This is a genomic window from Dokdonella sp., from assembly GCF_019634815.1.
In the GTDB taxonomy this organism is placed as follows: domain Bacteria; phylum Pseudomonadota; class Gammaproteobacteria; order Xanthomonadales; family Rhodanobacteraceae; genus Dokdonella_A.
On the sequence record NZ_JAHCAP010000003.1, the window covers coordinates 152,639 to 164,610 of the forward strand.

The 11,972-nt window shown below is 65.2% G+C and carries 12 protein-coding genes; 8 read left to right on the forward strand and 4 right to left on the reverse strand.

The genetic code is table 11. From position 1 onward, the window contains the following. Nucleotides 1-42: 42 nt before the first annotated feature. The 4 genes from KF759_RS03080 to tdh form a co-directional block, all read right to left on the reverse strand. Complete coding sequence (locus KF759_RS03080; RefSeq protein WP_291222966.1) at nucleotides 43-915, reverse strand: farnesyl diphosphate synthase; 873 nt, start codon at nucleotides 913-915, stop codon at nucleotides 43-45. Between the two features lie 118 nt (nucleotides 916-1,033). Beyond that, nucleotides 1,034-1,294 (reverse strand): exodeoxyribonuclease VII small subunit, encoded by a 261-nt coding sequence (locus tag KF759_RS03085; RefSeq protein ID WP_291222932.1) that lies wholly within the window; start codon nucleotides 1,292-1,294, stop codon nucleotides 1,034-1,036. A gap of 11 nt (nucleotides 1,295-1,305) precedes the next feature. Then, nucleotides 1,306-2,679 carry a tRNA lysidine(34) synthetase TilS gene (gene tilS, locus KF759_RS03090; RefSeq protein WP_291222933.1) on the reverse strand — a complete coding sequence of 458 codons (1,374 nt, stop codon included), beginning with the start codon at nucleotides 2,677-2,679 and terminating at the stop codon, nucleotides 1,306-1,308. A 38-nt stretch (nucleotides 2,680-2,717) separates the two neighbouring features. After that, nucleotides 2,718-3,740, reverse strand: coding sequence for an L-threonine 3-dehydrogenase (gene tdh, locus KF759_RS03095; RefSeq protein WP_291222967.1), 1,023 nt, complete (start codon nucleotides 3,738-3,740; stop codon nucleotides 2,718-2,720). 182 nt (nucleotides 3,741-3,922) lie between these two features. Between tdh and KF759_RS03100 the strand changes: the two genes are divergently transcribed. The 8 genes from KF759_RS03100 to KF759_RS03135 all read left to right on the forward strand — a co-directional run bounded on the left by KF759_RS03100 (nucleotide 3,923) and on the right by KF759_RS03135 (nucleotide 11,970). Then, the gene (locus KF759_RS03100; RefSeq protein ID WP_291222934.1) at nucleotides 3,923-4,444 is read left to right on the forward strand and encodes a response regulator; all 522 of its coding nucleotides are present in this window, start codon (nucleotides 3,923-3,925) and stop codon (nucleotides 4,442-4,444) included. Between the two features lie 128 nt (nucleotides 4,445-4,572). Then, nucleotides 4,573-5,484 (forward strand): tRNA (adenosine(37)-N6)-dimethylallyltransferase MiaA, encoded by a 912-nt coding sequence (gene miaA, locus KF759_RS03105; RefSeq protein WP_291222935.1) that lies wholly within the window; start codon nucleotides 4,573-4,575, stop codon nucleotides 5,482-5,484. A 150-nt stretch (nucleotides 5,485-5,634) separates the two neighbouring features. Next, nucleotides 5,635-5,916 carry an RNA chaperone Hfq gene (gene hfq, locus KF759_RS03110; protein ID WP_291222936.1) on the forward strand — a complete coding sequence of 94 codons (282 nt, stop codon included), beginning with the start codon at nucleotides 5,635-5,637 and terminating at the stop codon, nucleotides 5,914-5,916. Between the two features lie 76 nt (nucleotides 5,917-5,992). Then, on the forward strand, nucleotides 5,993-7,399 hold the full coding sequence (gene hflX, locus KF759_RS03115; RefSeq protein ID WP_291222968.1) for a ribosome rescue GTPase HflX: 1,407 nt from the start codon (nucleotides 5,993-5,995) through the stop codon (nucleotides 7,397-7,399). A gap of 111 nt (nucleotides 7,400-7,510) precedes the next feature. Beyond that, a complete protein-coding gene (hflK, locus tag KF759_RS03120) occupies nucleotides 7,511-8,560 on the forward strand; it encodes an FtsH protease activity modulator HflK (RefSeq protein ID WP_291222937.1) in 1,050 nt (349 codons plus the stop codon). Continuing rightward, the gene (gene hflC / locus KF759_RS03125; protein WP_291222938.1) at nucleotides 8,560-9,420 is read left to right on the forward strand and encodes a protease modulator HflC; all 861 of its coding nucleotides are present in this window, start codon (nucleotides 8,560-8,562) and stop codon (nucleotides 9,418-9,420) included. Before hflK ends, hflC begins: the two co-directional genes overlap by 1 nt. Before the next feature lie 146 nt (nucleotides 9,421-9,566). After that, on the forward strand, nucleotides 9,567-10,859 hold the full coding sequence (locus KF759_RS03130) for an adenylosuccinate synthase (RefSeq protein ID WP_291222939.1): 1,293 nt from the start codon (nucleotides 9,567-9,569) through the stop codon (nucleotides 10,857-10,859). A gap of 43 nt (nucleotides 10,860-10,902) precedes the next feature. Further along, nucleotides 10,903-11,970 carry an ERCC4 domain-containing protein gene (locus tag KF759_RS03135; protein WP_291222940.1) on the forward strand — a complete coding sequence of 356 codons (1,068 nt, stop codon included), beginning with the start codon at nucleotides 10,903-10,905 and terminating at the stop codon, nucleotides 11,968-11,970. The last annotated feature ends 2 nt before the right edge of the window (nucleotides 11,971-11,972 follow it).

An 11,972-nucleotide genomic window follows, 5' to 3' on the forward strand; every position in this document is an offset into this window, starting at 1 on the left:
GCGGATTGGCAGGATGGGCGGTCAGGGTGGACGGGCGTGGGTTCAGCTTTCGCGCAAAGCGACGAAACGCGCAAGTTCGCACAAGTTGCGCGCGTTTGACCCCAAGGCGGCGACGGCCTCCTGCGCCCGTGCGGTGAGCTCCGCCAGCTGCCGGCGCGATGCGTCAGCGCCCAGAATCGCGGGATATGTCGGCTTGTTCGCAGCCACGTCCTTTCCGGCAGTTTTGCCCAATTGCGCCGTGCCGGCTTCGATATCGAGCAGATCGTCGCGGATCTGGAAGGCCAGGCCGATGGCGTGGCCGTAGTCTTCGAGTGCGGCAAGCATGGGTTCGTCTTCGCAACCGGCGGCAAGTGCGCCCAGGCGCACGCTGGCGCGGATCAGGGCGCCGGTCTTGTGCACATGCATGCGTTCGAGTTCGGCCGGTGTGAGTGGCAGGCCGGTCGCGGCGAGATCAAGCGCCTGACCGCCGGCCATGCCGTGCGATCCGCACGCGCCAGCGAGTGTGCGCAGCATGTCCAGATGGCGCAGCGGCGCAGCGCGCAGCGCAGTGTCCGCCGCGAGTATCTCGAAAGCGAGGGCCTGCAAGGCGTCACCGGCAAGGATGGCCATCGCCTCGCCGAACGCGACATGGCAGGTGGGGCGGCCGCGACGCAGGTCATCGTCGTCCATCGCCGGCAAGTCGTCGTGCACGAGCGAGTAGGCATGGATGACTTCGACCGCCACCGCGCTCGAATCCAGGACTTCCAGCGGCGCGCGAAAGGCGAGCCCGGTGACATATACGAGCAGGGGACGCAGACGCTTGCCTCCGCCGAGCACCGCATAACGCATCGCCTGATGCAATGCGATGGGCGCAAGATCGTCAGCCGGCAAGGCGCGGGCCAGCACGGCATCCGCACGCGCCGAGAGCGCGAGCAGCTCGGCGGAAAGTTGCTTCAAGTTTGTGCAGTCCGTGCCGTGCCAGACGATGGGCGCATGCACGTCATCGTCGGGTCATGCGGGAATGATTCAGGCCTTGCGGCGGTGGTCGCAGTGTTCACGGATGGCCATCTTGGTCGTCATCGAATGGCTGCGCCGATGCGGGGTTGTCGGGATCGAGAAGCTGGTCGACGCGCAGCTTGGCACGGTCGAGTGCGCCCTGGCAGTCACGGTAGAGGGCGATGCCGCGCTCGAAGGACCGCAGGGAATCATCGAGGCTGAGATCACCCTGCTCCATGCGTGACACCAGCTGCTCAAGCTCGTCGAGCGAGTGTTCGAAGCTTTGCTCGACAGGTTGGGGTGCAGGCTTGTTCGGCATGGGCGCGAACGCTAACCCAGGCCATCGGCAAGTTCAACCGAAGCAGATCGCCTGCTGGCATGGGCGCGTGCTGGCGCATGCCATTCGATCTGCGCACCGAGCGGTTCAAGCAAGGCCGATGCATCGGCGGCGAGGTAGAGCCCGGCCACCGCAAGCAGGCGATCGTCGGCATCGAAAAGCAGGGGCAGGCGCGCGCGTTGCCACGGCGGCACGCCCGATTCCTGCAGCAGGTCGCGCAACTCGCGGTTGGGGCCATTGCCGCTCAGGCGCAGGGTCTCGCCACCGCGCCGGAAACGCACGTACAGGGACTGCGGCAATCGAACATCGCTGCCTGGTGCAGCCAAACGCAACACGCCCAGGTCGAGTGGAAGCTGCAATTCGCGCCCGTCGAACGGTGCGTGCCAATCGGGGGGTGGATATTGCACAGGACGCATCGCAAACAGCAGATCCCGGTAGCGGCGAACTTCGACGCCCGGCCATCGCACGCAGGGCTGGCGGTCCTCGCCCGCCTCGCGAATCTGGCGCAACAACTCGGCGGCCTGGAAATGGGTGGGTTCGGCCAGATCGATTGCGCGCAGCCATTGCCGCATGACCGGATCACGCAAGGCCGCGGGCAGATCGAGCCAGTCGCGGAAACGCAGTGTGGCCGGGTCGAGACCGCGAACGCGCTCGAGCGCCCGGCTGGCTTCGGCATCGACGAAGCTGGACACCTCGCGCGCCCAATTCGAGCTCTGGGCGATGCTGGCGCCGGCTTCGGGCCAACGGGCGAGGATCCGCGGCAGCACTTGCAGGCGCAGGTAGTTGCGATCGATCCCCGGGTCCTCGTTACTCGGATCGCTGAGCCAATGCAGGCCATGCCCGATTGCGTACTCGCGCAAGGCCGCGCGCGGCAGGTTCAACAGCGGGCGCCAAGCCCATCCATTGCCCAGCCGGCGCAGGGGCCGCATTGCCCCCATGCCCTCGGGGCCCGCACCCCGCAGCAACTTGAGCAGCACGGTTTCGGTCTGGTCGTCGCGGTGATGGGCGAGGGCCAGAATCTCGCCGGTGACCAGCAGCGCGGCAATCTCACCATAGCGGGCACGCCGGGCGCTGGCTTCGAGGCCGAGATCGGAACGTCGTGGCACCTCGACGCGGCGCACCAGCAGTTCGATTCCAAGTGCACTGGCGAAGGCCTGGCAGTGACGGGCCCATTGCGCACTGTCGTTGTGGATGCCGTGGTCGACGTGGACAGCGCGCAGGCCGCGTTCGCGCGCGGATCGGCATTGGGCGAGCGCATGCAGGAGTGCGGTTGAATCGAGTCCGCCGCTGAAGGCAACCAGAATCGGACCCGGCGCGAGCGCGGCGAGGGATTCCTCGAGCAGATGGAGGATGTCGCGCGTTTGCATCGATCAGCGACAGGCCTTGTGCGGGCCGCGGCCCAGGCTCAGTTCCAAGAGCAGACCACCTTGCCGCAGTTGCCGGCATCCATGAGATCGAAGCCCTTCTGGAACTCGTCGATGTGGATCTGATGGGTGAGCACCTTCTGCAGTGGAAATCCACTGAGCACCATCTGCGTCATCTTGTACCAGGTTTCGTACATGCGACGACCATAGATGCCGTGCATGGTGAGCCCCTTGAAGATCACCTTGTCCCAGTCGATGCCGGCACCATTGGGCAGGATGCCGAGCAGGGCGACCTTGCCGCCGTGGTACATCACGTCGAGCATGTCGGCGAAGGCGCGCGGATTGCCGCTCATCTCGAGCGCAACATCGAAGCCCTCCATGTGCAGGTCCTTGACCACGTCCTTGAGCGATTGCTTGGAGACGTTGACCACGCGCGTTGCGCCCATGTCGGCGGCGAGCTTGAGCCGGTAGTCGTTGACGTCGGTGACGACGACATTGCGCGCACCGATGTGCTTGCAGATGCCTGCGGCGATGATGCCGATCGGACCGGCGCCGGTAATCAACACGTCTTCACCGATCACGTCGAACTCGAGCGCGCAATGGGCGGCATTGCCGTAGGGATCGAAGAAAGCCGCCAGTTCGCTTGGGATCTGGTCCGGGATCGGCCACAGGTTCGAGGCGGGAACGGCCACGTATTCGGCGAATGCGCCATTGCGATTGACGCCGATGCCGACCGTGTGCGGGCATAGATGCTGCTTGCCCGCGCGGCAATTGCGGCACACGCCGCAGACGATGTGGCCTTCGGCCGAGACGCGCTGGCCGAGCTGGTAGCCGCGCACGCCAGCGCCGATCTCGACGACGCGACCGACGAACTCGTGGCCGATCACGAGGCCGGGCTTGATCACGCGTTGCGACCATTCGTCCCACTTGTAGATGTGCAGGTCGGTTCCGCAGATTGCCGTCTTCTCGAGTTTGACGAGCACGTCGTTGGGACCGATCTCCGGAACCGGCACCTCTTCCATCCAGATGCCCCGCGCGGCTTCGCGCTTGACCAGGGCCTTCATCATTCGTGACATGGTCATCACTTCTCGGGTGAGGCCGCCGATTATACGTCGCCCGGGCACTGCGGAATCATGATGTGCGCGAGTCGGGCTGGCGCGGCGCATGCACCGGCCCCTTGTTTGCACGGGGTTTCCGCAGGACACTACGGGAAGGCCGCGGGAGGGCCGCTCAGGGGGCTGTCGGGATGTTCGGATTTCTGAAGCGATGGTTCGGCGCCGCCAAGGCGGAAAGCGTCGACGGTACGCGGCGGCAGAAGCAACGCGTCAACGCGCGCAGTGGCATGCGGGTGCTGGTGGTCGATGATTCGACCACGGTGGTCGCCACGCTGCGGCGCATGCTCGAGCAGAACGGTTACGAAGTCGAGGAGGCGCTCAACGGCGAGAAGGGTGTTGAGCTTGCGGTCAACGATCCGCCCGATCTGATCTTCCTCGATATCATCCTGCCCGGGATCAATGGCTTTGCCGCGCTGCGCCAGTTGCGGCGCAACCTGCGCACGCGTGAGGTGCCGGTGATCATGATGAGCGGCAACGAGCAGGCAACCGAGCAGTTTTATGCGCAGCGCATCGGGGCCGACGATTTCATCAAGAAGCCATTCTCCCGCGCCGAGCTGTTTTCGCGCATCGAGCGCCTGCTCGATGTGTCGTTGATGCCTCGCCGTCGCCCACCAGCCGCAGTGGAACATGCGCAAGGGGATTTCGTGAAATAGGCGTACCGGTCGCGGTGGCCAATCGCATCGCCTGCGCAGCCGCGACCCACCTGCTTGACCCCTGCGCCGAGCGCGGTTGCAATGTGCCAATGTCAGGCTTGGATCGACGGCCAGTTGCGATTTTTCTCATGGGTCCGACCGCGAGCGGCAAGACCGCGCTCGCCTGCCGTCTCGCCGAACGCTTTGACCTGGAGCTGATCAGCGTCGACTCGGCGCTGATCTATCGTGGCCTCGATGTCGGTGCGGCCAAGCCCGATGCGACGACGTTGGCGCGCTTTCCGCATCGCTTGATCGATATCCGCGAGCCGACCGCTCCGTATTCGGCCGCCGAATTCCGCCGTGACGCCTTGCTGGCCATGAACGAGATCACCGTGGCAGGCCGCGTGCCGCTGCTGGTCGGCGGCACCAGCCTGTACTTTCGCGCGCTCGCCTGGGGACTGGCGCCGCTGCCTGATGCCGATCCGGAACTGCGCCAGCGTCTGAGCGACGAGGCGGCGCGTTTGGGCTGGCCGGCGCTGCATGCACGGCTCGCTGCATTTGATTCGCACAGCGCAGCCAGGCTCTCACCCAACGATGCGCAGCGCATTCAACGCGCGCTCGAGATTGCCGAACTGACGGGTGAGCCGCCCTCGCGCCTGCTCGAACATGGCATGCAGCGGCCCCCTTTCCGGATCCTCAAGCTCGCCTTGCAACCGGTGCAGCGCGAGGTCTTGCACGAGCGGATCGCGCAGCGCATGGACGTGATGCTCGATGCGGGACTGGTCGAGGAAGCACGGCGCCTGCGTGAATTGTCGGGTTGGCATCCTGATCTGCCGGCGATGCGCGCAGTCGGCTATCGTCAGGCTTGGCCGTATCTGGCCGGGCAGTCCAGCTTGGCCGAGTTTCGCCAGCGCGCGATCTTCGCCACCCGTCAGCTCGCCAAGCGCCAGCTCACCTGGCTGCGCGGCGAGATCGATGCCCAGAACCTCGACAGCGAGCGGGTTGACCTGGTCGATGCTGCAAGTGCCCGCCTCGGACGCTTCCTCAGTGTGGCCGCGTGAGCCAATCGGCGTTCGCGTCGATCCCCATTTCTCTTTGCCCGGGCAAAGCCTTACTATCGGACCGGGGTTTGGAATCGGGCGTGCTGCGGCTCACCTCGCACACGCGATTTCTCCGATTCCCCGCAATTCGAACCAGGGAGAACAAGACTCATGTCCAAGGGGCAGTCTCTGCAGGATCCGTTCCTCAATGCGTTGCGTCGCGAACGCGTGCCGGTGTCGATCTATCTCGTCAATGGCATCAAGCTGCAAGGCACGGTCGAATCCTTCGACCAGTTCGTGGTGTTGTTGCGCAACACCGTGAGCCAGATGGTCTACAAACATGCAATTTCGACGATCGTGCCCTCGCGCAATGTGCGCATGGCAGGCCCCGAGGCAGGCCATTCGGGCAGCGGCGCGGCGGCCGAGCCTGCGGGCAGTGAAGCCGATTCCTGAGACGCGCAGGCAATGGCTTGAAACCCGGGCTCGATGGCCGCATTGATGAGGCCGCGACCGCGAAGGGTGAACGCTTCTGTTTGAAAGATCCAAAAAGGGTGAACGCGCCTTGCTGCTGCAGCCGCAGGCGCCCGGGCATGCCGATCCGCAAGCGCTGGAGGAGTTCGCCGAGCTTGCACGTTCGGCAGGTGCCAGCGTCGTCGGCAGCCTGAATGCGCGCGTCGAGCGCGCAAACCCGCGCTATTTCGTCGGTACCGGCAAGGCCGAGGAACTGCGTGAACATCGTCTTGCGCTCGACGCCGACCTCATCCTCGTCAATCACGCGCTCTCGCCCGTGCAGGAGCGCAACCTCGAAAAGCTCACCCAGTGTCGAGTGGTTGATCGCACCGGTCTGATCCTCGACATCTTTGCCCAGCGTGCGCGCTCGCACGAAGGCAAGTTGCAGGTCGAACTGGCACAGCTCAAGCACATGGCCACGCGGCTGGTGCGCGGCTGGACCCATCTCGAGCGCCAGCGCGGTGGTTCGATCGGCCTGCGCGGCCCCGGTGAAACCCAGCTCGAACTCGATCGTCGCCTGCTCGGCGAACGCGTCAAGCAGTTGCAGAAGCGCATGCAAAAGGTCGAAACCCAGCGCTCGACCGCGCGCCGCGCGCGCCAGCGCCATGCGATGCCGGTGGTGGCCCTGGTCGGATACACCAATGCGGGCAAGTCGACTCTGTTCAACACCCTCAGCGGTGCGCAGGTGTACGCCGCCGACCAATTGTTCGCGACGCTCGACCCCACCTTGCGCCGCCTCGATGGTCTTGATTGCGGTGCGATCCTGCTCGCCGATACGGTCGGCTTCATTCGCGACCTGCCGCATGATCTGGTTGCAGCCTTTCGCGCCACCTTGGCCGAGGCGCGCGAGGCCGATCTGCTTTTGCACGTGGTCGATGCCTCCGATCCAGAGCGCGACCAGCGCATCGCCGATGTCGAGGCGGTGCTTGCCCAGATCGGGGCAGGTGAGCTGCCGCAGGTACTGGTTTACAACAAGCTCGACTTGCTCGACGGGGTCACCGCCCAAGCCGCATCCGATCTTGCGCCACAGGCCTCGAATGCTGGCGCCGCGGAGGCGGTGTCGGCCAACCGTGTCGATCGCATCGACGGCGGCACGCGCTTGCGGTCCTGGGTGTCGGCCAAGACCGGAGTCGGACTGGACGGCCTGCGCGCAGCCATCGCGCAGAGTCTGGGCGCACAGCGCGTGCAAGCCCACCTGTTGTTGCCGCCCGCGGCCGGACGTCTGCGCGCGCGACTGCATGCCCAGGGGTTGATCGCGCGGGAACAGGTGGGCGAAGACGGCTGGCGCATCCACATCGACGCTCCGCGCGCACTGGTGGAACCCTTGTTCGGCCTGCCGGATGGTGACGGCGCGTGGTTGCGCGAACGCTTGCTTGCCGCACTGGAAGGCCCTACCTACAATCCAGAGGCAATTCCGTCCCGCTGATCCTGCGACGCGGTGCCAGATCAACTCGGGCGCCAAGGCGGACATCGGCAATCCAACCGCGTTGCGGCAGACGACATCCAGTCGTCGGCGGCGCCGCGAAAAGGCAGAGCAATGGCTTGGAACGAACCCGGCAGCGGCAAACAGCGTGATCCGTGGAAAGACAGCGGCGGAGGTGGCTCGGGGCCGGATTTCGATGCTTGGTTGAACAAGCTGCGCGACGGCTTCGGACGCATTTTTGGTGGTGGCGGTGGCGCCGGAATCGCCGTGCTCGGCATCCTGCTGGCGTGGGCGGCCTGGGATAGCGTGATGCGCATCAATGCCGATGAAACCGGTGTGGTGCTGCGCTTTGGCAAGGTCGCCAGATTGGTGCAGCCGGGTCTGGGCTTCAAATTTCCGCGTCCGATCGAAACCGTGGTTGCAGTCAACACCGGCAAGACGCTGCAGACCAGCGATCAGGTGCGCATGTTGACCAAGGACGAGAACATCGTGCTGGTCGATTTCTACGTGCAGTATCGCATCGGGGATGCGCAGCGCTTCCTGTTCGACGTCAAGGATCCCAACGAGACGCTCGCCCAGGCGGCCGAAAGCGCGGTGCGCTCGGTGGTCGGCAACAACGACATGGACACGATCCTGTCCGGGCAGCGCAACGAACTCGTCGTCAAGGCGCGCGAGGTGCTGCAGGCCACGCTTGAGCAATACCAAACCGGACTCGTGCTGCTCGACCTCAACATCCAGAACGTGCGTCCGCCGACCGAGGTCAAGGACGCCTTCGACGATGCCAGTCGCGCGCTGCAAGACAAATCGCGCCTGGAAGAGGACGCGCGCGCCGAAGCCAGCCGCATCGTGCCCGAGGCGCGCGGTGCCGCCGCCGAGATTCGCGCCCGCGCCGAAGGCGACAAGGCCGAACGCATCGCTCGCGCTCAGGGTGACGCGCAGCGCTTCAACCTGGTCGAGGCGCAGTACCGTGCCGCGCCCGAGGTCACGCGCAAGCGCCTGTATCTGGAAACGATGAGCGAAGTGCTCCGGCCTGTGGCGAAAGTGATCGATGCCACGGGCGGAAAGAACCTCATCAATCTGCCGTCGCCGCTGGTGCCCGCGGTAAGCGCCAAGAGCCTCGGCACCACCGTGGTCACGCCGGAAACCGGCAAGGCAGGCAACTGATGCGTACCATCCCTGTCGTCATCGGCGCCTTGGCCTTGCTGATCGGCGCGAATTCGGCCTATGTGGTCTATCAGTCGCAGACCGCGATCCTGTTGCAGTTCGGCCGCATCGTCAGATCCGACATCGAGCCGGGCCTGCATTTCCGCATCCCGTTCATGCAGCAGGTCAAGCGCTTCGACAAGCGACTGCTGTCTTTCGATTCGCAACCCGAGCGCTCGCTCACGTCCGAGAAGAAGGACGTCACCATCGACTTCTTCGTCAAATGGCGCATCGTCGATGCCGCGCGCTACTACGTCGCCGTGGCGGGTGATGAGGTGCAGGCGCGCGATCGAATTGCGCCCAAGGTCAAGGAAGGCCTGCGGCGGGCGATCAATGCACGCACGCTGCAGGAACTGGTTGCTGGCGGGCGGGTCGACCTCACCAAGGATCTGGTGGTCGAGTCGAACAAGGCGACGCAGGACCTTGGCATCCAGATCGTCGACCTGCGCATCAAGCGCATCGACCTGCCCGAGGACGGCACCGTGATCAATTCGGTGTACGAGCGCATGAAGGCCGAGCGCAAGAAGGTGGCCTCGCAACTGCGTGCGGAGGGCGAGGAAGCCGCGCGCACGATCCGCGCCGATGCTCAGCGCCAGGTGCAGGTGGTCAAGGCCGAGGCGTATCGGGATGCCGAAACGACCCGCGGCGAGGGCGATGCCAATGCCTCGCAGATCTACGCTGCCGCCTATGGCCGCAATCCCGAGTTCTACAGCTTCTATCGCAGTCTCGAGGCCTATCGCGACGTCTTTGCGCAGGACAACGGTCTGTTTGTGCTCGATCCCAAATCCGAGTTCCTGCATTACCTGCAGGAAAGCAAATAGCTCCGGCGCACTGGCCCGCAAGCCCTCAAATCCGGATAATGCACAAAAGCCGGTCGGTGCCTCGCGCGCCGCCGGCTTTTCCTTTGTGCGGAATCCTCCGCGAATCGCCGGCCGTGCGTGGCCGGCAGTTTGAACAAGGTGCAGTCATGGGTCAGTCGGTCGTAGTGCTTGGTGCCCAGTGGGGCGACGAAGGCAAGGGCAAGATCGTCGATCTGCTCACGCAGGATATCGGCGCGGTGGTGCGCTTCCAGGGCGGCCACAATGCCGGCCACACGCTCGTGATCCAGGGCAAGAAGACCGTCTTGCACCTGATCCCGTCGGGCATCCTGCGCGAGGGCGCGCTGTGCCTGATCGGCAATGGCGTGGTGCTCTCGCCGGCGGCGCTGCGCAAGGAAATCGAGGAACTCGAAAGCAGCGGCGTCGAAGTGCGCTCGCGGCTCAAGATCAGCCCGGCGACACCCTTGATCATGCCCTATCACATCGCGCTGGATCAGGCGCGCGAAAAGGCGGCCGGCGGCAAGGCGATCGGCACCACCGGGCGTGGCATCGGCCCCGCCTATGAAGACAAGGTTGCGCGCCGCGGCATCCGCATCGCCGACCTGCACTATCCGAAGCAACTGAGCGAGTTGTTGCGCAGCGCGCTCGACTATCACAACTTCGTGCTCACCCGGTATCTGGGTGCCGAGGCGATCGACTTCCAGCGCACGCTCGATGAGGCGCTGGCGTTCGGTGACTACGTCGAGCCGATGAAATCCGACGTGGCCGGCATCCTGCATGAGCTGCGCAAGCAGGGCCAGCGCGTGCTCTTCGAAGGCGCGCAGGGTGCGCTGCTCGACATCGACCACGGCACCTATCCCTACGTCACCTCGTCCAACACCACGATCGGCGGTGCGCTCGCCGGTGCCGGCATTGGTGCCGACGCGATCGACTACGTGCTCGGCATTGCCAAGGCGTATGCGACGCGTGTCGGCGGCGGCCCGTTCCCGACCGAGCTCGACGATGCGGTCGGGCAGGGCTTGCGTGATCGTGGCCAGGAATACGGTGCCTCCACCGGTCGCCCGCGTCGTTGCGGCTGGATGGACATCGTCGCGCTCAAGCGCGCGGTGGCGATCAACGGAATTTCCGGCCTGTGCATCACCAAGCTCGACGTGCTCGACGGCATGGACAAGCTCAAGATCTGCATCGCCTACGAATATCGCGGCAAGCGCACCGAATATGCGCCGCTCGATGCGGCGGGTTGGGACGATTGCACGCCGGTGTATCTGGAGTTCCCCGGCTGGAGCGAATCGACCCACGGCATCACCCAATGGGACAAGCTGCCACCCGCGGCGCGTGCGTACCTGCGTGCGCTCGAAGAGCTCGCCGGTTGCCCGCTGGCGATCGTCTCCACCGGGCCCGACCGCGACGCCAACATCATCCTGCGCGACCCATTCGCCTGAGTGGAAAGGCGCTGACGATGGGCTTGCCCGGTGCCCCGGCCTGATGAGCGCGACCTGGATCGTCCAGCGCATCGAGGATGCGCGATTTCCGATCCGCATCCGCATTGAGCAGGATGGGCGCAGCTTGCTGGCCGTGCGCGCGAAGTCTGCGTGGCCTGGTCCCGGTTCACAGGTGTTCTGCCTGCGCGAACGTGATGCCGAGCCGGTGCCGGCCGTGGCCGAGCTCGAGCGCGTACCGGTAGCGCACCTCGCGCGCCTTGGGCGAAAGCTGTCGGTGACGCTGGACCGCGCGCAGCGCAAGCGATGCGAGTTCCTCATCGTCGAAAAGCCGCGCAAGGATGGCAGCGGCAGCTACGAGCAGGTGTTCTTTCGCACCGAGGCCGCTGTGCGGGCGCACCGCAGCAGCAAACGCGCCGAACTGACCGTGCGTACCGGTGAGGATCTGCAGATCGTTGTCGACAGCATGGAGCGCTATCCATGGGCCTTTCCCGGTGCGAAGCTGCAGCGGCGAAAGTTGCCGGTTGGCGACTACGCGCTGATTCTCGATGAGCGGCCGTATGCGCTCGTCGAGCGCAAGACGCTGCCCAATCTGCTGGCCGATCTTTCCGAGTTGAAGGGGCTGCACCAACAACTCGCCGAGCTATCGGCGTGGCCGCATGCCGCCTTGGTGATCGAGGCGCAGTATGCGGATTTCGCCGATCCGGCCAAGATCGGAAAGTGGCCCGCAGCCCACCTGCTGCGCGTGCTCGCTGAACTGAGTGCCTTGTTTCCTGCCATGCCATGCGTATTTGCCGGCAACCGCAAGCTGGCAAACGTCTGGACGCAGCGTTGGTTTGCGGCGGTGCGCGCGGCTGCCATGCAGCCACGCCTGCCGCAGATTGCCGAAGTCGCTGCTCGCTACGAGGCTCGCGGTGAAGGTGGCGTCGAGGTGCGCATTCGTCACGCCGTACTGCGCGATCTGCCCGATGGCTTCGAGATCGGGCTGCTGCGTCAGCAGTTCACCGACATCAAGCCGACACGGATCAAGCGCGTGATCGATCAATTGCGAGACGAGGGGCGGCTGCGAGCGCAGGGACGTGGCCGCGGCGTGCGCTGGTGGCGCGTGGTCTGAGG

Coding starts and splice junctions, on each gene's coding strand:
- KF759_RS03130 (WP_291222939.1), top strand. CDS start 9,567: ATGGGTCAGTCGGTCGTAGTGCTTGGTGCCCAGTGGGGCGACGAAGGC.
- KF759_RS03135 (WP_291222940.1), top strand. CDS start 10,903: ATGAGCGCGACCTGGATCGTCCAGCGCATCGAGGATGCGCGATTTCCG.
- hflK (WP_291222937.1), top strand. CDS start 7,511: ATGGCTTGGAACGAACCCGGCAGCGGCAAACAGCGTGATCCGTGGAAA.
- hfq (WP_291222936.1), top strand. CDS start 5,635: ATGTCCAAGGGGCAGTCTCTGCAGGATCCGTTCCTCAATGCGTTGCGT.
- hflC (WP_291222938.1), top strand. CDS start 8,560: ATGCGTACCATCCCTGTCGTCATCGGCGCCTTGGCCTTGCTGATCGGC.
- KF759_RS03100 (WP_291222934.1), top strand. CDS start 3,923: ATGTTCGGATTTCTGAAGCGATGGTTCGGCGCCGCCAAGGCGGAAAGC.
- KF759_RS03085 (WP_291222932.1), bottom strand. CDS start 1,294: ATGCCGAACAAGCCTGCACCCCAACCTGTCGAGCAAAGCTTCGAACAC.
- tilS (WP_291222933.1), bottom strand. CDS start 2,679: ATGCAAACGCGCGACATCCTCCATCTGCTCGAGGAATCCCTCGCCGCG.
- miaA (WP_291222935.1), top strand. CDS start 4,573: ATGGGTCCGACCGCGAGCGGCAAGACCGCGCTCGCCTGCCGTCTCGCC.
- tdh (WP_291222967.1), bottom strand. CDS start 3,740: ATGAAGGCCCTGGTCAAGCGCGAAGCCGCGCGGGGCATCTGGATGGAA.